This window comes from Klenkia brasiliensis (assembly GCF_900100695.1).
Lineage (GTDB): Bacteria > Actinomycetota > Actinomycetes > Mycobacteriales > Geodermatophilaceae > Klenkia > Klenkia brasiliensis.
Window position 1 is genome coordinate 699,200 of record NZ_FNCF01000001.1, and the last position, 17,366, is coordinate 716,565.

The following is a 17,366-nucleotide window of genomic DNA, read 5'->3' on the forward strand; positions in this document are numbered from 1 at the left end:
CGTTCCCCTCACAGGTCCAGCACCAGGCGGTCGCCGCGGGAGCGGGACACGCAGACGAGCAGGCAGTCCCCGGCGGCGCGTTCGGCCTCGTCGAGGACGGAGTCCCGGTGGTCGGGGTCGCCGGCCAGCACGGTGGTCTCGCAGGTGCCGCAGGTGCCCTGCCGGCACGAGGACAGGACGTCGGCCCCGGCGGCGCGCACCGCCTCCAGCACGCTGACCTCGGGGGCCACGACGACCTCGGCGCCGGTGCGGTCCAGCACCACGGTGAACGGCTCGTCGCGCACCGGGGCGCCCTGCGCGCGGGGGGTGAACCGCTCGGTGCGCAGCAGCCCCGGCGGGCAGGTGGCCTCCACCGCGTCCAGCAGCGGGGCGGGGCCGCAGCAGTACACCCGGGTGCCGTCGTCCAGGCCGGTGAGCAGGTCGGCCAGCGGCAGCAGGCCGCGCTCGTCCTGCGGCCAGACGGTGACCCTCGGGTCGTCCAGCTCGTCGAGGAACGCCATCGAGGCGCGGGACCGGCCGCCGTACACCAGCCGCCAGTCCGCGCCGAGGCGGCGGGCCGCGTCGACCATCGGCAGCAGCGGGGTGATGCCGATGCCGCCGGCGAGGAAGAGGTACCGGGGTGCGGGCACCAGGCGGAACTGGTTGCGCGGCCCGCCCAGGCCGACCAGGTCGCCGACCGCCAGCTCGTCGTGCACCCACGCCGACCCGCCCCGGCCGGCGGGCTCGCGCAGCACGGCGACCCGGTAGGCGAAGGGGTCCCAGCGGTCGCCGCACAGCGAGTACTGCCGGGTGTCGCCGGTGGGCAGCACCAGGTCCACGTGCGAGCCCGGCGTCCAGTCGGGCAGCCGGGCGCCGTCCGGGTCGACCAGGGTCAGCGCGACGACGCCGTCGGCGAGCCGCTCCTTGGCGGCGACGCGGACCGTCGAGCGGGTGGCGGTGGTCATGCCGGGATCGTGGCGGCCGGGGAGTGACCCGGGCCATGCCGTTCTCGCTCAGCGAGAAGGGAGCTGGCGCCCGATCCCCCGCGCGGCGGCCCGCAGGGCCGGCACCTGGGCGCGGGCGTCGGCGTCGTTGGGCACGATCACCGCCAGCGCGGCCACCACGGCACCGGCCGGGTCCCGCACCGGGACGGCGATCCCGCACGCGTCGGGGTGGATGTGGCCCGGGCAGAACGCCACGCCCTCGCGGCGCACCTGGTCCAGCGCCGACCGCAGCCGGGCGCCGTCGGCGATGGTGGCCGGGGTGAAGGTGCGCAGCGGCCCGGCCAGCGTGCGCCCCTGCAGGTCCCGGGAGGCGTGCGCGAGCAGCACCAGGCCCGAGGACGACGCGTGCAGCGGCAGCCGGCCGGCGATCCGGGTGTAGTTGACGACTGCGCCGGGTGCCGACAGCCGCTCCAGGAACAGCACCTCGTCGCCGTCGAGCACGCCGAGCTGGGTGTGCTGGCCGACCACCGCGTGCAGGTCCTCCATCAGCGGCATGGCCACCTCGCGCAGCGACAGCGCCGGCGAGGCCCGGGCGCCCAGCTCCCACAGCCGCAGGCCCAGGCCCACCCGGCGGTCGCTCTCCCGGCGCAGCAGGCCGAGCTCGACCAGCTCGGCGACCAGCCGGGACACCGTCGCCACGTGCAGGCCCGACCGCCGGGCGATCTCGGAGACCCCGAGCACGGTCTCCCCCGGCCGGAACGCGTCGACCACGGACACCGCCCGGGCGACGGTCGACCGGGCCCGGGTCACCGCTCCGCGGCGGCGGTGCGCAGCAGGGCCCGCTGCACCTTCCCCGACGGCGTCATGGGCAGATCGTCCACCAGGTGCCACCGGCGCGGGACCTTGAACGGCGAGAGCCGCTCCCGGCACCAGGCCTCCAGCTCACGGGGGTCGACGTCGGCACCGGCCGGGACGACGAAGGCGACGACCAGCTCGCCCCAGCGCTCGTCGGGCCGGCCCACCACCGCGGCGCGGGCCACCCCGGGGTGCTCGACCAGGGTCTCCTCGACCTCCACCGGCGACACGTTCTCGCCGCCGGTCTTGACCATGTCCTTGAGCCGGCCGATCACCTGGCAGGCGCCGGCCGGGGAGGTGACGGCCAGGTCGCCGGTGTGCAGCCAGCCCTCGGCGTCGATCGCGGCGGCGGTGGCCACCGGGTCGTCGAGGTAGCCGTCGGTGATCCGGGCCCCGCGCACCCACAGCTCGCCGGCCTCGCCGACCGGCACCGGGGCGCCGTCGGGTGCCGCGATCCGGACCTCGGTGCCGGCCACCGGGCCGCCGACCGTGCCGCGGCGGACCTCGTCGGGGTCGTCGGGGCCGCTCATCAGCGCGCACCCGCAGGTCTCGGTCATGCCGAACGTGGTGGCCAGCCGCGCGCCGAACGCGGCCTCGACCCGGTCGACGAACGCGGGCGTCACGGTCATCCCGCCGGTGAACAGCACGGCGAGGTCGGGCAGGTCGGGCACGCCCTCGGCGACCATGAGGTCCAGCAGCGTGGGTGCGGCCGACAGCATCGTGACCCGGTGCGCGGTGAGGACGTCGAGGACCGCGGCCGGGGTGAAGGGCAGCACCACGTGGTCGGCCCGGGCCTCCAGCGCGCCCACCACGCCGAGCACGTTGCCGGCGGTGTGGAACAGCGGCATCGGGTTGCACCACACCCGCCCGGCCGAGGGCCCGAGCCGGTCGGCGAACGCGGCCCCGGTGGCGACCATCCCGGCGTGGGTGATGCGCACACCCTTGGCCCGGCCGGTGGTGCCGGAGGTGAACTGCACCTGGGCCAGCGAGCCGGGGTCGACGACCGGCAGCTCGACGGGGTCGGCCAGCAGCGAGCGCCAGTCGGTGACCACGGGCAGCCCGGTCATCGCCGTCCCCGGGTCCGCGACGGCCAGCGTCGCCCCGGACAGGGTGAGCGCGTGCTCGACCTCGGCCGGGCGGGACCGCGGGTTGACCGGCACCAGGGTCTGGCCGGCCAGCGCCACGCCGAGCTGCACCAGCACGGGCGCGGGGCCGTTGGCCAGGCAGGTGGCCACCCGCGCCCCGGGGCCGACCGCGGCGAGCAGGCCCGCGGCCAGCGACTCCGCGTCGGCGAGCAGCTGGGCCGCCGTCCAGCGCTCGCCGGTCGCGGGGGTGGACAGCAGCACGTCGTCCGGCCCCCGCTCGACGGCCCGGCGGAGGACGTCACCGAGGACGCCGTCCGCCGGGCCGGTCGCCGGCGCCCGCAGCTCGCTGGTCACGAGTGCGGGCACCGGTCAGCCCCCGTAGGAGAAGGACTCGGCGCTGGGCCCGCTGACCTGGTCCAGCAGCTCCAGGCCGGCCTCGGCGTCCGCGCTCACCTTGGAGACGAAGACCGTGGTGGTCGGGGACTGCCCGACCTGCGAGTAGTCCAGGCCGTCGGGCAGCACGCCCTCGGTGTCGACCTCGCCGCCGTCGCGGAAGGCGGCGACGACGCCCTCCGGCGTGAGGTCACCGGACTCGCAGGCCCCCTCCAGCGCCTGGCGGAGCAGCTCGGCCTGCACGTAGGCCAGCGGCACCTCCCAGCCGGTCGCGCCGGTCGGGTCGGCCGAGGCGTAGAGCTCGTTGGCGGCCTGCACACCGGGCGAGTCGGGGTTGTCGTAGGGCGAGACGCTGGTCATCGAGTAGGCGTTCGCCAGCAGCGCGTCCGCGGCCGGGGTGGTCAGCAGCGAGGGGTTGAAGGTCGGGTTCATGCCGATGATCGGGACGTCGGCGCCCTGGGAGGACAGCACGCCGGCCAGCGAGGCGAGCTGGGTGGGCGCGGCGGCCAGCACGACGCCGGCGACGTCGGCCTGGGCCAGCGCGGAGGCCTGCGCGGACAGGTCGGTGGTGGCCGGGGTGATCTCCTGGGCCAGGATCTGCAGGCCGCGCTCCTCGGCGGCGTGCTCGGCACCGGCGAGGGCGTCGCCGCCGTAGTCGCCGGTGAAGTAGACGACGCCGACCGTCGAGCCCTCGGGGACGTCGAGCTCGTCGACCATGTAGTCGATGGCGTTGGCGGCCTGGATGGCGTTGGAGGCGCCGGGCAGCTGGTTGTTCTCGTACGCCAGCGCCGACCCGGCCCAGCCGACGCCGCCGACGTAGACCGAGTCCTGCTCGGCCAGCGGCAGCACCGCCGCGCTGGTCGGGCCGCCGAGCACCTGCTGCAGCGCGACGACGTCGGGGGCCATGGAGCGGTAGAGGGTCACCGCGCGCTGGGGGTCGTAGCCGTGGTCCTGCACGTCGACGGTCACGTCGCGGTCGCAGATGCCGCCGTCGGCGTTCACCTGGTCCCAGTAGGCCTGGGTCTCGGTCACCTGCACCGCGGCGCCGGCGGCGAAGGGCCCGGAGAGGTCGGTGATCATCCCGATGGTGATGCCGTCCGCCGTCACCCCGTTGCCGGTCCGGACGTCGTCGCCGCCTCCTCCGCCGGAGGCGGTCGGGGCGGTGGTGCTGCAGGCCGCCAGCGCCAGGGCGGCGGCGGCGAGCGTGGCTGCGCGGACGCGGTGCTTCATCGGGTGGTCTCCTTCGACCGGGAGGGCTCCTCGGCGACCGGGCGGTCGACGGGGGGAACAGGGGTGGATCCGGTGAACCGCTCGCGGAGCCGGCGGGCACCGCCCGCGAGCCCGCCGCGGAGGAACACGAGGACGGCGATGATCGCCAGCCCGTAGACGATCCGGGACGCGGTGGAGGGGTCCAGGCCGCCCGAGCCGGGCGCGGCGAGGAAGGGCAGGGCCGAGCTGTACTGGGCCAGCACCAGCGGCAGCGAGGTGACGAAGACCGCCCCGACGGCGGCGCCGGCCACCGAGCCGAGCCCGCCGAGCACGATCATCACCAGGTAGTCCACCGACGCGGTCAGGCTGAACACGTCGGGGGCGACCCGGCCGTAGGCCAGCGCCAGCATCGCGCCGGCCACCCCGGCGTAGGCCGAGGAGACGACGAACGCCGACCGCTTGGCCCCGGCGACGCCCACGCCCATCGCGGCCGCGGCGGTCTCGGAGTCCCGGACGTTGGCCCAGGCCCGGCCGGTGCGCCCGTTGCGCATGTTGGACGCCAGCCAGATGGCGACCACCGCGAGCAGCACGAACAGGTACCAGAGCCGGTGCAGGCCCTCGAACTCCACGCCCGCGACGGCCAGGTAGTCCGGGTCGCGGTTGCTGAAGCTGAACCCGGGGACGGCGAAGGGCTCCACCGAGCGGCCGACGAACCCACCGGTCCACTGGTCGAGGTTGACCAGCAGGTGCCGGACGACGAAGACCAGCCCCAGCGTCGCCAGGCCCAGGTAGATGCCGCGCAGCCGGCCGGCGATCGGGGAGAACGCCGCGCCCACCCCGGCGGCGACCAGCGCGGCCAGCACCAGGCCCAGCAGCGGCGGCAGACCGAGACCCTCGACGGTGGTCGTGGACTCGCCGGTGGTGAAGGCGTAGACGTAGGCGCCGATCGCGGCGAAGGCGGCGTGGCCCAGGGACAGCTGCCCGGCCACCCCGACCAGCAGGGTCAGCCCGACCGCGCCGATGGCGGTGGCCATGACGAACAGGCCGGTCTGCAGCCAGAAGTCGGTGAGGACGAACGGCAGCGCCAGCGCCACCAGCAGCAGCACCAGACCGACGAGCTTCCTCGGGGCGTCAGACACGGACGGCCTCCTTGCTGCCCAGCAGGCCCGAGGGCCGCACGAGCAGGACGACGATCATCACGACGTAGGGCGCGACCTCGCCGAACCCCGAGCCCAGGAAGGGCTCCAGCTCGGCCTCGTAGCCGGTGACCAGCGCGCTGGTCAGCCCGATGAGCAGGCCGCCGACCACCGCGCCGGGCACCGAGTCGAACCCGCCCAGCACCCAGGCCGGGATGGCCGCGAACGCGCTCAGCGCCACGGTCGGTGCGACGCCGGGGGCGGGGAAGGAGGTGAGGAAGATGCCGGCGACCGCGGCGAGGATGCCGGCCAGCGCCCACCCGGTGGCCGCCGTCCGGGAGAGCCGGATGCCCATGAGGGAGGCGGTGGGGCCGTCGGCGGCCGCGGCCCGCATGCCCACGCCCAGGTCGGTGCGGGAGAACAGGTACCAGAGCGCGCCGAACGCGACGACGGTGACGCCGGCGGCGAGCACCCGGCCGGTGGGCAGCGTGACGTCGCCCAGCCGCACCACCGAGGCGCCCCACGGTGCGCCCAGGGTGAGCACCTGGTTGCCGATCCGGCGGGTGAGCTCGGTCAGCAGCACGATGTCCACGCCGAGCATGAGGATCGCCGCCGTGCCCGGGTTGGGGTCGGCGAGGTTGCGCACCAGCAGCGCGTTGATCGCGACGCCGACGACGGCGGCACCGGCCAGGCCCACGAGCACCGCGGGCCAGAACCCGATGGTGTCGTGCAGGACGGCGACCAGGTAGGCGCCCAGCAGCACCACCGAGCCGTGCGCGAAGTTCAGCACGCCGGTGGAGGTGAAGACGATGGCGAAGCCGGCGGCGATGAGGCTGAGCACCAGGCCGTAGGACAGCCCGTTGAGCACCTGCTCGAGGAAGTAGCTCATGCCGCGGCCGCTCCCAGGTAGGCGCGGAGCACCTCGGGGTCACGCTGCACCTGCGCCGGCGTCCCCTCGGCGATCTTCTTGCCGAAGTCCAGGACCGTGACCTGCTCGGCCAGGCCCATGACGAAGGGCATGTCGTGCTCGACCAGCACGATCGACAGGCCGAGGTCGCGGCGGACCTGGCGGATGGTCTCGGCCATGTCCTGGCTCTCCCCGTGGGTCATGCCGGCGACCGGCTCGTCGAGCAGCAGCAACGAGGGCCGGGCGGCCAGCGCGCGGCCCATCTCGACCCGCTTGCGGTCGCCGTAGGCCAGCGTGTGCACCGGGGTGCGCAGCAGGTGCGCGATGCCCAGCAGCTCGGCGATGCCGGCGACGGTCTCCCGGTGCTCGCGCTCCTCGCGGCGCGCGCCGGGCAGCCGGAGCGCGCCGGGCAGCAGGCCGCGGCGCATCAGCCGGTGCCGGCCGACCAGCAGGTTGTCCTCGACGGTGTCCTCGAGGGCGAGGGAGATGTTCTGGAAGGTGCGCGCCACGCCGAGGCCGGCCACCTTGTCCGAGCGCAGCGCGGTGAGCTCGGCGTCGCCGTAGTGCACGGCGCCCTCGGTGGCCCGGTAGGCCCCGCCCAGGACGTTGACCAGGGTGGACTTGCCGGCGCCGTTGGGGCCGATGAGGGCGTGCACGGTGCCCGGCTCGACGGTGAAGGAGACCTCGCTCAACGCGGTGATGCCGCCGAACCGGACGGTCAGGCCCTCGACCCGCAGCTGCTGCGGCGGCTCGGCGGTGGGGATCGCGGGCTCGGCCTCGACCACCGAGGTGGCCACCACCGGGACGGCGACGCCCAGGTAGCGCTCCTGCACCTCGTCGCTGGCGGCGAGCTCGGCCGCCGTCCCCGCCGCGGTGACCCGGCCGGTCTCCAGCACGTAGGCGGCGTCGGCGACCCGCAGGCCCATGACCGCGTTCTGCTCGATGAGCAGCACCGCGGTGCCCTGCTGGTTGATCTCGGTGACGATCTCGCCGATCTGGTCGACCAGCAGCGGCGCCAGGCCGAGGGAGGGCTCGTCGAGCAGCAGCAGCTGCGGGCTGACCATCAGCGCGCGGCCCATGGCGAGCATCTGCTGCTGGCCACCGGAGAGCAGGCCGCCGGGCTGGTCGCGCCGCTCGGCCAGGATCGGGAAGAGGTCGAACACCCGGTCCCGGGCCTCGGCGCGGGCCTTCGCGTCCTTGACGGTGTAGCCGCCGGCGCGGAGGTTCTCGGCGACGGTCAGGTCGCGGAAGATCCGCCGTCCCTCGGGCACCTGCACCAGGCCGCGGCGGACGACGTCGGCGGCGTCGGTGCCGGCCAGGTCCTCACCGGCGAAGCGGACGGTGCCGCCGGTGACGGTGCCGCCGTAGGGCTGCAGGGAGCGGGAGACCGCGCGCAGCAGGGAGGTCTTGCCGGCGCCGTTGGAGCCGAGCACGGCCACGACCTGGCCGGGCTCGACGACGAGGGAGACGTCCGACAGCGCGGTGATCGTGCCGTCGTAGACGACGTCGAGGTGCTCGACGGACAGCAGCGGGGGCGACATGGGCGTCCTCTGTGGGCGAGCCGTGGCGGGACCAGGTGGTCCAGGTCACGGGAAAGCTAGAGAAGTCGTAGACGTGCGTCAAGAACCTGTCTAGCTTTTCGGTGCCCGGTGCGGGTGTGCTGGGATTCACCGACCGAGGAGGCGCATGGACGGGCCCGAGGACGGCGCCCCGGCGCACCGTCCGCAGACGCTGCTGCTCAACTTCCTGGGCTCCCTGGTGCTCGACGCCGACCTGCCGCCGCTGCCGTCGTCGGTGCTGCTCGACGTCCTCGCCGACCTCGAGGTGGGCGAGGCGGCCGCCCGCGCGACGCTGCAGCGGATGACCCAGCGCGGCCTCCTCGAGCGGGGCCAGGTCGGCCGGACGGCGGAGTACTCCCTCACCCCGCGGGTGCTCGACGTGCTGCGCCGGGCCGACCGCCGGGTCAGCTCGCCCACGCCCTTCGAGCACCCCGCCGGGGAGTGGACGCTGCTGAGCTACTCGGTCCCCGAGACCCGGCGCGACCTGCGGCACCGGGTGCGGGCGGCGCTGACCTGGGCCGGGTTCGGCGGCGTGCGCGACGGGCTGTGGCTGGCGCCCGGGACGGTCGACGTCGCCGCGGTGCTGGCGCCGCTGTCCGACGCCGCAGGGCTGGCCGACGCCTTCTCCGCCCGGCCGCTGCCCGGCACCGACGTCGCCGCCCTGGTGCACCGGGCGTGGGACGTGCCGGCCGTGCACGACGCGCACACCTGGTTCGTGCGCACCTGGCGGCGCCCGCCGCGGGTGGCCGGGTCGATGGCCCAGTTCACGCTGCTGGGCGCGGACTGGCTGCACCTGCTGCAGACCGACCCCGGCCTGCCCGGCGAGCACCTGGGCCCGGACTGGCCCGCAGCCGCCAGCACCGCGGTCTACCGGCGCGCCCGCGAGGCCCTGGCCCCGGCCGCCCGCGCCGCCCTGGAGCGCTCCCTGCGCGCCGCCGGCCGCGTCGCCTGAGCCGCCCCCTCGGTCAGCGTTGATCAGGGAGGTTGATCCAACCCCGTCCTGGTTCACCAGATCTCGTGCACCAGGACGGAGTTGGATCAACTCCCCTGATCAACGCTGGGCCCGGGGGTTAGCCGGCGGCGGTCCAGATGCGGGTGAGGACGTCGCGCAACCGGTCGCGCTCGGCGTCGGCCAGCAGCCCCAGCGGCGCCTCCACCGCGGCGGTGGCATCGCGCTCGGCGTCCTCGCGCAGCGCCCGGCCGGTGTCGGTGGCCAGCACCAGCCGGGTGCGCCGGTCGGCCTCCGAGGGTCGGCGCTCCACCAGCCCGCGGCCGGCCAGCTCGTCGACCAGCAGCACCACCTGGGAGGGGTCCAGGCCCAGGACGTCGGCCAGCTCGCGCTGGGTGATGCCCTCGGCGGCGTCGCAGGCCAGCACCAGCACCGAGTACTGGCGCACCCGCAGCCCGTGCCCGGCGAGCGCGGCGTTGGTGGTGCGCACGACCGCACCGCTGGCCCGGGAGAGCAGGAATCCCAGGTCGTCGGTCAGCGGGTGACCCATGAGCACCTCCATCGTTGACAACCTCCACGATACCGACCTACGGTCCGGCCACCACCCCCTGTCACGAGGAGAACCCGTGGACCTGACCGGCAAGGTCGCCGTCGTCACCGGATCGGGCCGAGGCCTCGGCCTGGCCTACGCCCAGGAACTGGCCCGCCGCGGCGCCGCCGTCGTCGTCAACGACGTGGACGCCGAGGTGGCGCAGGCCGCCGTCGACAGCATCGGCGGCTCGGGCGGGACGGCGGTCGCGGAGGTCGTCCCGGTCGGCACCAGCGAGGCCGCGCAGGCCCTGGTCGACCGCGCCGTGTCGGAGTTCGGCCGCCTCGACGTGCTGGTCAACAACGCCGGCATCCTGCGCGACACCACGCTGTGGAAGATGACCGACGAGCAGTTCGACGCCGTCGTCACCACCCACCTGCGCGGCACCTTCACCTGCACCCGCGCCGCGGCGATCCGGATGCGCGAGCAGGGCGAGGGCGGCCGCATCATCGCCATCGGCTCCCCCACCGGGCAGGTCGGCAACTTCGGCCAGACCAACTACGCCGCGGCCAAGGCCGGCATCGTCGGCATGGTGCGCACGTGGGCGATGGAGCTGGCCCGCGCGCAGATCACCGTCAACGCCGTCGTCCCGGTCGCGGCCACCGCGATGACCGAGACCGTGCCCTTCCTGAAGCCGTACGTCGACGCGCTGGAGAACGGCGACCCGCTGCCGCCCTACGCCCGCAAGCAGCTGGGCTTCGGCTCGGCGGCCGACGTCGCCGGGCTCATCGCCTTCCTGGCCTCCGACGAGGCCGCCGCCATCACCGGCCAGGCCATCGGGGTGGGCGGTGACCGGCTGGCGCTGTGGACCCACCCCACCGAGACCGTGGTCGAGTTCGCCGACGGCACCGGCTGGTCGGCCGAGGCCATCGCCGAGATCTGGCCGAAGGCGTTCGAGGGGTCGAAGCAGACCGTCGGCCAGCAGTTCGAGCCGGAGAGCTGACATGGCCCTGCAGCTGGACCTGGAGAACCTGGTCGCCATCGACGTGCACACCCACGTGCACGCCGACACCCACGGCCACAAGGCGCTCGACGACGAGCTCAACGCGGCCGCCGCGAGGTACTTCAAGGGCGACCCCTACGACCCGACCGTCCCCGACATCGCCGCGGACTACCGGGCCAGGAACATGGCCGCGGTCGTGTTCACCGTCGACATCGAGCACGCCACCGGCCACCCGGCGCTGTCCAACGAGGAGATCGCCGACCTCGCGGCGCAGCACCCCGACGTGCTCATCCCGTTCGGCTCGGTCGACCCCGCCCGCGGCACGAAGGGCATCGCGCTGGCCCGCAAGCTCGTGCAGGAGCACGGCGTCCGGGGGTTCAAGTTCCACCCGTCGATCCAGGCGTTCGAGCCGAACGACCGGGCGGTCTACCCGCTGTACGAGGAGCTGCAGAGCCTCGGCGTCCCGGCGCTGTTCCACACCGGGCAGACCGGCATCGGCGCGGGCCTGCCGGGCGGGCGCGGCATCAAGCTGCGCTACTCCGACCCGATGCTGCTCGACGACGTCGCGGCCGACTTCCCGGACCTGACGATCATCATGGCCCACCCCTCGGTGCCCTGGCAGGACCAGGCGATCTCCATCGCCACGCACAAGGCCAACGTCTACATCGACCTCTCGGGCTGGTCGCCGAAGTACTTCCCGCCGCAGCTGGTCAAGGCGGCCAACGGCCTGCTCAAGCGCAAGGTGCTCTTCGGGTCGGACTACCCGCTGCTCAAGCCCGACCGCTGGATGGCCGACTTCGAGACCCTGGAGATCAAGCCCGAGGTCAAGCCGCTGATCTTCAAGGAGAACGCGATCCGCGCCCTGGGGCTGCGGTGAGGAACGCCGGGATCGGCTCCTGGCCCGAGCGCCGGCTGCGGATCTCCCCCGACAAGCCGGCCCTGTGGTTCGAGGGGAGGACGGCGACGCACGGCGAGTTCGCCCTCGACGTCCGGCGGGCGGCGTCGGTGCTGGCCGAGCTGGGTGTGGGCAAGGGCGACCGGGTCGCCTGGTTCGGCGCCAACCACCCCGTCGCGCTGCACACCCTCTACGCCTGCGGCCAGCTCGGCGCGGTCTGGGTGCCGGTCAACGCCCGGCTGTCGGCCGCCGAGGCGCGCTACGTGCTGGAGCACTCCGGGACGACGCTCGTCGTCCACGGCGCCGAGCACGCGGGGACGGCGGAGGCGCTGCGCGCCGAGCTGCCCCAGGTCCGCGCGTGGCTGTCCGCCGAGCCGGCCGAGGGGGCCGACGACTGGCAGGCCCGGGTGGCCGCGGCGCAGCCGGTCGCCCGCGACGAGGAGGTCACCCACGACGACCCCTGCCTGATCATGTACACCTCCGGGACGACCGGCCGGCCCAAGGGCGCGCTGCTCACCCACGGCAACATGACCTGGGCCTGCCTCAACCAGGTGCTCGGGTTCGACTTCACCCCCGACGAGCGCACCCTGGGCCTGGCGCCGCTGTTCCACATCGGCGGGCTGAACGGGACGCTCAACCCCACGCTGCTGCGCGGCGGCTGCGTCGTGCTGGTCCGCGGCTTCGACCCGGCCGGCACGCTGCAGGTCATCGCCGAGCAGCGGGTGACGTCGTTCTTCGCCGTCGCCACCATGCTCGACGCGATGAGCAAGCAGCCCGGGTTCACGACCCTGGACCTCTCCGCGCTGCGCACCATCGGCGCGGCCGGCGCCCCGCTGCCGCTGCCGGTGCTGCGCACCTGGCTGGACCGCGGCGTGACCGTGCAGCAGGCCTACGGCATGACCGAGTCCGCACCGGCCGGCACCGTGCTGGACAGCGCCGACGCGGTCGCCAAGGTCGGCTCGGCGGGCAAGCCGCAGTTCTTCGTCGACGTCCGGGTGGTGCGGCCCGACGGCACCGAGTGCGCGCCGGGCGAGGTCGGCGAGGTGGTGCTCTCGGGCGCCAACATCATGGCCGGCTACTGGCAGGCCCCGGAGGCGACCGCCGAGGTCGTCCGCGACGGCTGGTACCACTCCGGCGACGCGGGCTCGGTCGACGAGGACGGCTACCTCACCATCCGCGACCGCTACAAGGACATGATCATCTCCGGCGGGGAGAACGTGTACCCGGCCGAGGTGGAGTCGGCGCTGCGCGAGCTGCCGCAGGTGGGCGAGGCGGCCGTCATCGGCGTCCCGCACGAGCACTGGGGCGAGGTGGGCCTCGCCGTCCTGGTGCCCGCCCCGGGGTTCGACCCGGCCACCGACCCCGACGGCGAGGGCGTGCGCACCGCGCTGCGGGATCGCCTCGCCGGGTTCAAGGTGCCCAAGGAGGTGCGGTGGGCGGCCGAGCTGCCCAAGACCGCGACCGGCAAGATCCGCAAGCCAGACCTACGGCACACGTACGTGCTCACCGAGGAGGACGCATGACCACCACCGCCACCATCGCCGAGATGCCCGGCCTCAAGGGCACCGAGCTCGGCACCAGCGACTGGTACGACATCACCCAGGAGGCGGTGAACCAGTTCGCCGAGGCCACCGGTGACGACCAGTGGATCCACGTCGACGTCGAGCGCGCCAAGGCCGAGAGCCCCTTCGGCGGGCCGATCGCGCACGGGTTCATGACGCTGTCGCTGCTGGTGCCGCTGGCCACCGCGACGTACACGATCAGCGACGCGGTGATGGGCGTGAACTACGGCCTGAACAAGGTGCGCTTCCCCGCGCCGGTGCCGGTGGGTTCGCGGGTGCGCGCCACCACCACCCTCAAGGACGTCGAGGAGGTGCCCGGCGGCGTGCAGAACACCATCGCGGTGGTGGTCGAGCGCGAGGGCGGCGACAAGCCGGTCTGCATCGCCGAGTGGGTCACCCGCGCCTACGGCAAGCCCGCCGGCTGATCCCCCTGCCACCCCGGCGGGTCGGTCCCCGCCGGGGTGGCAACCTCAGCGGCATGCGCATCGCCGTCTTCACCGGGTCGCAGGCCGGTCCGCCCTCGCACCAGCACGCCGCCGCCACGTTCGCCGAGTCCCTGGCCCGGGCCGGCGTCGGCATCGTCTACGGCGGCGGGCACGTCGGGCTGATGGGCACCGTGGCCGACGCCGCGCTCGCGGCCGGCGGCGAGGTGGTCGGCGTCATCCCGCAGCACCTGGTCGACGACGAGCTGGCCCACCCCGGCCTCTCGGACCTGCGGGTCGTGCAGACGATGCACGAGCGCAAGGCCGCGATGGCCGACCTCGCCGACGCCTTCGTCGCGCTGCCCGGCGCCGCCGGCACCCTCGAGGAGCTCTTCGAGGCCTGGACCTGGGGCATGCTCGGCCTGCACGCCAAGCCCACCCTGCTGCTGGACGTCGACGGCTTCTGGCAGCCGATGCTCACCCAGCTGCGCCGGATGGTCGACGACGGCTACCTCGACGGCCGCCGGCTGGACGCCCTGGGCGTGGTGCACACCGCCGACGCCCTGCTGGAGTTCGTCGCCGCCTACCGCCACCCCGAGCGGAAGTGGACGAAGGCCTGACACACGCCGGCAACACCGCCCTGGTGCACTGGGGGCGTGGGCAGGCGGCTGGCCCGCCAGGTGCGGGTGGTGCACGGGCACACGCGCGCCTTCGTGACCGCCGGCTCCGGCCCCGCCGTCCTGCTGCTGCACGGCATCGGCAACAGCGCCCAGACCTGGGCCGGGGTGATCGACCGGCTCGCCGAGCACCACACCGTCATCGCCCCCGACCTGCTCGGCCACGGCGACTCGGACAAGCCGCGGGGTGACTACTCGGTGGCCGGCTACGCCAACGGCATGCGGGACCTGCTCAGCGTGCTGGACGTCGAGCAGGCCACCGTCGTGGGCCACTCGCTGGGCGGCGGCATCGCCCAGCAGTTCGCCTACCAGTTCCCCGAGCGCTGCCAGCGCCTCGTCCTCGTGTCCAGCGGCGGCCTGGGGCCGGAGCTGTCGCTGGGCCTGCGGCTGGCCACCCTGCCCGGCGCCGACCTCGTGCTCGACCTGCTCACCGACGCGCCCTGGCCGCTGCGCGCCGGGCTGGCCGCGCTGCGGCGGGCGGGGTCCGCGGTCGGCTGGCAGCAGGCGGAGGACCTCGCGGAGGCCGGCGAGGCCCTGCTCGACCTGCGCGACGCCGAGGCCCGGACGGCGTTCCTGCGGACGCTGCGCAGCGTCGCCGACGTGCACGGCCAGGCAGTGACCTCGCTGGACCGGCTGTACCTGGCCGCGGCCCTGCCCACCCTCGTCGTGTGGGGCACCCGCGACCGGATCATCCCGGTGGAGCACGCCTCCGCGGTCGCCCGGGTGGCCCCCGGCGCCCGGGTCGAGCTGGTGGAGGGCGCCGGGCACTGGCCGCACCTCACCGACCCCGACCGGTTCGCCGCCGTGCTGCTGGACTTCCTGGCCACCACGGCGCCCGCCAGCCACGACCGGGACACCTGGCGGTCGGTGCTGGCCCAGCCCGCCCCGCTCTGACCGCCTACCGTCACTGGGGTGCAGGCCTTCGACGTCGTCGTGGTCGGGGGCGGTCCGGCCGGTGCCGCCGCGGCGCTGGCCGCCCGCCGGCACGGCGCCTCGGTGCTGGTGGTGGACCGGGCCGACTTCCCGCGGGACAAGGTGTGCGGCGACGGGGTCGCCCCGGAGGCGCTCGACGTCCTCGCCGCGCTCGGCGCCGACGTCGAGGCGATCACCGACGGGTTCCCCGCCGTCCCCCGGCTGCGGCTGACCTCGCCGTCGGGCCGGACCGTCGAGCGGACGATGCACCGGCCGGCCGTCGTCGTCCCCCGGGCGGTGCTCGACGGCCGGGTACTGGCCGCCGCCCTCGCCGCCGGGGCGCGGTTCCGGCGGCACACGGTCCGCCGGCTCTCGCCCGGCCCGGACGGGGTGGACGTCGACGGCGAGCTGACCGCCGGGGTGGTCGTCGGGGCGGACGGCGCCGAGTCCGTCGTCCGGCGGGCGCTGGGCGTCGCGGCGAACCGGCCGGACCGGCTGGCCGTGGCGATCCGCGGGTACGCCCGCGCCGGGGACCCCGGCGTGCAGGTCATCACCACCACCGACCAGCGGTGGCCGGCCTACGCGTGGTCGTTCCCGGTGGGCGACGGCCGGGCCAACGTCGGGTACGGCGAGCTGGTCAGCGGCGGGGCCACCCGGGCCGGGCTGCTGGAGGGCCTGCACCGGCTGCTGCCCGGGGTGGCGCCCGAGGGCCTGCGGGCGCACCGGCTGCCGCTGTCCACCGGGCGGCCGCGGCAGCCCGACGGCCGGGTGCTGCTGGCCGGGGACGCCGCCTCGCTGATCAACCCGATGACCGGTGAGGGCATCTTCTACGCGGTGCTCTCCGGTGCGCTGGCCGGCGCCGCGGCGGCGCACGGCGCGGGTGCAGGAGCCGTGCTGCGGGCCGCCCTGGCCGACCGGCTGGGCACCCACCTGCGGCACACCTCGGCGGCGTCCCGGCTCAGCAGCCGGCCGTGGCTGATGGACGCCGCGTTCGGGGCGGCGACGGCCGACCAGCGGGTGTTCGACGACGTGGTGGCCCTCGGCCTGGCCGACGGCCGGCTCACCGCCCGCACGCTGCTCGGGGCGGTCAGCACGCTGCGCCGGCGCACCCGGCCCGCGTGACCGCTGGGGGTCACGCGGCCCGCGGCGGGAGCGGGGGCAGCGGACGGTTGCGGGGCAGGACCCGGTCGGCCAACGGGTCGGCCAGCGGGGGCCGGGTGCCCAGCGCCAACCGCGCCGGCCGGGCACCGGCGGCGACGGCGCACCCGTCGCGCCCGGCCCGCTTGACCACGTAGAGCGCGGAGTCCGCCGCCGAGTACAGGGCGCGGACGTCGCGGGCGTGCTCCGGGGCGTGCGCGACGCCGACGCTGACGGTCAGCCGCAGCTCGGTGCCGTCGGGCAGCACGAGGGGCGCAGCCCGGACGGCGGCGACGAGCTCGGCGGCCCGCGCCCCGGCCACGCCCACCGGGCAGCCGGGCAGCAGCACGGCCAGCTCGTCGCCCCCGAGCCGGCTCACCACGGCGTCGGTGCTGCGCACGGCGGCGGTCAGCACCGCGCCCACGTGCCGCAGCGCGGCGTCGCCGACCGGGTGGCCGTGCTGGTCGTTGACGGCCTTGAAGTGGTCGAGGTCGACCAGCACCAGGGCGGTGCCGGTGCGGGGGAAGCGGCTCAGCGAGTCGGTCATGCTGTCGTCGAGCACCCGGCGCGTCGCCAGGCCGGTGACCCCGTCGACGGTGGCCACGCGCTCGAGCTCGGCCACCAGCTGCCGGGAGGTGTCGACGTGGTGGGTCATCGCCGCGGCCAGCATGAGCAGGGAGGCGCAGACCAGCCCGGCGTCCAGCGCCCGCAGCCCGGTCCAGGTGCCCACGACCGCGAGCACGGTGACCGAGGCGGCGCAGCTGAGGACGGTCACGGCGAGGGCGGCGGCGCGGCGCAGCTGGCTGACCGCGAAGACCACCGGCAGCCCCATCAGCGAGACCCCCGCGTTCAGCTGGCCGAGCAGCAGGCCCCACATCGAGGAGCAGGCCAGCACCGCGACCAGCGCGGCCAGCGGCACGGACAGGTCGCTGGCCGCGCTGCCGCGCGGGGCCAGCAGGCACAGCGCGGCGTTGGCCGCGAACAGGGCGAGCACCACCCACCCGAACACCGGGGCCGGCACCCCGAGGTGGGGCAGCGCGACCATCATGGCCAGCAGCAGCACGAAGGCGGTGCCCAGCAGCACGGCGGCGACCACCGGGCCGCCCCCCGCCAACCGCGGACGCAGCCACTCGGGGGCCTGGCGGTCGACTCGCGGGGATCGATGGTCGGGCACGCCTGGTCATCGGCCCGTCGGGGACGTCGCTGCTGCCGC

16 protein-coding genes and 1 pseudogene are annotated in these 17,366 nt (G+C 75.3%); 8 read left to right on the top strand and 9 right to left on the bottom strand.

Annotated features, from left to right (window positions below):
* Nucleotides 1-8: 8 nt before the first annotated feature.
* From BLT39_RS03450 to BLT39_RS23565, 7 genes and pseudogenes are all read right to left on the bottom strand, one after another.
* Nucleotides 9-941 (bottom strand): annotated as a pseudogene (locus tag BLT39_RS03450) (PDR/VanB family oxidoreductase); the annotation flags it as partial.
* Nucleotides 942-992: 51 nt separating this feature from the next.
* On the bottom strand, nt 993-1,733 hold the full coding sequence (locus BLT39_RS03455; protein WP_207507546.1) for an IclR family transcriptional regulator: 741 nt from the start codon (nt 1,731-1,733) through the stop codon (nt 993-995).
* The gene (locus tag BLT39_RS03460) at nt 1,730-3,229 is read right to left on the bottom strand and encodes a class I adenylate-forming enzyme family protein (RefSeq protein WP_091058550.1); all 1,500 of its coding nucleotides are present in this window, start codon (nt 3,227-3,229) and stop codon (nt 1,730-1,732) included. The genes BLT39_RS03455 and BLT39_RS03460 overlap by 4 nt, the downstream gene beginning before the upstream one ends.
* A 3-nt stretch (nt 3,230-3,232) precedes the next feature.
* Nucleotides 3,233-4,486 (bottom strand): ABC transporter substrate-binding protein, encoded by a 1,254-nt coding sequence (locus tag BLT39_RS03465; protein WP_091058554.1) that lies wholly within the window; start codon nt 4,484-4,486, stop codon nt 3,233-3,235.
* On the bottom strand, nt 4,483-5,604 hold the full coding sequence (locus BLT39_RS03470; RefSeq protein ID WP_091058557.1) for a branched-chain amino acid ABC transporter permease: 1,122 nt from the start codon (nt 5,602-5,604) through the stop codon (nt 4,483-4,485). Before BLT39_RS03470 ends, BLT39_RS03465 begins: the two co-directional genes overlap by 4 nt.
* Complete coding sequence (locus BLT39_RS03475; protein WP_091058560.1) at nt 5,597-6,490, bottom strand: branched-chain amino acid ABC transporter permease; 894 nt, start codon at nt 6,488-6,490, stop codon at nt 5,597-5,599. Before BLT39_RS03475 ends, BLT39_RS03470 begins: the two co-directional genes overlap by 8 nt.
* The gene (locus BLT39_RS23565) at nt 6,487-8,049 is read right to left on the bottom strand and encodes an ATP-binding cassette domain-containing protein (RefSeq protein ID WP_091058563.1); all 1,563 of its coding nucleotides are present in this window, start codon (nt 8,047-8,049) and stop codon (nt 6,487-6,489) included. Before BLT39_RS23565 ends, BLT39_RS03475 begins: the two co-directional genes overlap by 4 nt.
* A gap of 145 nt (nt 8,050-8,194) precedes the next feature.
* Between BLT39_RS23565 and BLT39_RS03485 the strand changes: the two genes are divergently transcribed.
* On the top strand, nt 8,195-9,019 hold the full coding sequence (locus BLT39_RS03485) for a PaaX family transcriptional regulator (RefSeq protein WP_091058565.1): 825 nt from the start codon (nt 8,195-8,197) through the stop codon (nt 9,017-9,019).
* 118 nt (nt 9,020-9,137) lie between these two features.
* Here BLT39_RS03485 and BLT39_RS03490 read toward each other — a convergent pair whose 3' ends face one another.
* Nucleotides 9,138-9,566, bottom strand: coding sequence for a MarR family winged helix-turn-helix transcriptional regulator (locus tag BLT39_RS03490; protein ID WP_207507547.1), 429 nt, complete (start codon nt 9,564-9,566; stop codon nt 9,138-9,140).
* A 76-nt stretch (nt 9,567-9,642) separates the two neighbouring features.
* Here BLT39_RS03490 and BLT39_RS03495 point away from each other — a divergent pair, with 76 nt between their 5' ends.
* The 7 genes from BLT39_RS03495 to BLT39_RS03525 are packed head-to-tail and all read left to right on the top strand — an operon-like array spanning nt 9,643 to nt 16,138.
* Nucleotides 9,643-10,548 carry a 3-oxoacyl-ACP reductase family protein gene (locus BLT39_RS03495; RefSeq protein ID WP_207507549.1) on the top strand — a complete coding sequence of 302 codons (906 nt, stop codon included), beginning with the start codon at nt 9,643-9,645 and terminating at the stop codon, nt 10,546-10,548.
* Between the two features lie 13 nt (nt 10,549-10,561).
* Nucleotides 10,562-11,425, top strand: a complete 864-nt coding sequence (locus BLT39_RS03500) for an amidohydrolase family protein (protein ID WP_091059427.1) — start codon at nt 10,562-10,564, stop codon at nt 11,423-11,425.
* Nucleotides 11,422-12,966: an acyl-CoA synthetase gene (locus BLT39_RS03505; protein ID WP_091058570.1), complete on the top strand. Its 1,545-nt coding sequence runs from the start codon at nt 11,422-11,424 to the stop codon at nt 12,964-12,966. Before BLT39_RS03500 ends, BLT39_RS03505 begins: the two co-directional genes overlap by 4 nt.
* Nucleotides 12,963-13,430: a MaoC family dehydratase gene (locus BLT39_RS03510; protein ID WP_091058574.1), complete on the top strand. Its 468-nt coding sequence runs from the start codon at nt 12,963-12,965 to the stop codon at nt 13,428-13,430. The genes BLT39_RS03505 and BLT39_RS03510 overlap by 4 nt, the downstream gene beginning before the upstream one ends.
* Before the next feature lie 53 nt (nt 13,431-13,483).
* The gene (locus BLT39_RS03515; protein WP_091058577.1) at nt 13,484-14,047 is read left to right on the top strand and encodes an LOG family protein; all 564 of its coding nucleotides are present in this window, start codon (nt 13,484-13,486) and stop codon (nt 14,045-14,047) included.
* Nucleotides 14,048-14,083: 36 nt separating this feature from the next.
* The gene (locus BLT39_RS03520) at nt 14,084-14,998 is read left to right on the top strand and encodes an alpha/beta fold hydrolase (RefSeq protein WP_091058581.1); all 915 of its coding nucleotides are present in this window, start codon (nt 14,084-14,086) and stop codon (nt 14,996-14,998) included.
* 18 nt (nt 14,999-15,016) lie between these two features.
* Nucleotides 15,017-16,138 carry an NAD(P)/FAD-dependent oxidoreductase gene (locus tag BLT39_RS03525; protein WP_091058585.1) on the top strand — a complete coding sequence of 374 codons (1,122 nt, stop codon included), beginning with the start codon at nt 15,017-15,019 and terminating at the stop codon, nt 16,136-16,138.
* Nucleotides 16,139-16,148: 10 nt separating this feature from the next.
* Here the strand turns inward: BLT39_RS03525 and BLT39_RS03530 are convergent, their stop codons facing one another.
* Nucleotides 16,149-17,249 (bottom strand): GGDEF domain-containing protein, encoded by a 1,101-nt coding sequence (locus BLT39_RS03530; RefSeq protein ID WP_242658124.1) that lies wholly within the window; start codon nt 17,247-17,249, stop codon nt 16,149-16,151.
* Between the last annotated feature and the right edge of the window lie 117 nt (nt 17,250-17,366).

Coding starts and splice junctions, on each gene's coding strand:
- BLT39_RS03515 (WP_091058577.1), top strand. CDS start 13,484: ATGCGCATCGCCGTCTTCACCGGGTCGCAGGCCGGTCCGCCCTCGCAC.
- BLT39_RS03510 (WP_091058574.1), top strand. CDS start 12,963: ATGACCACCACCGCCACCATCGCCGAGATGCCCGGCCTCAAGGGCACC.
- BLT39_RS23565 (WP_091058563.1), bottom strand. CDS start 8,049: ATGTCGCCCCCGCTGCTGTCCGTCGAGCACCTCGACGTCGTCTACGAC.
- BLT39_RS03490 (WP_207507547.1), bottom strand. CDS start 9,566: ATGGGTCACCCGCTGACCGACGACCTGGGATTCCTGCTCTCCCGGGCC.
- BLT39_RS03475 (WP_091058560.1), bottom strand. CDS start 6,490: ATGAGCTACTTCCTCGAGCAGGTGCTCAACGGGCTGTCCTACGGCCTG.
- BLT39_RS03485 (WP_091058565.1), top strand. CDS start 8,195: ATGGACGGGCCCGAGGACGGCGCCCCGGCGCACCGTCCGCAGACGCTG.
- BLT39_RS03465 (WP_091058554.1), bottom strand. CDS start 4,486: ATGAAGCACCGCGTCCGCGCAGCCACGCTCGCCGCCGCCGCCCTGGCG.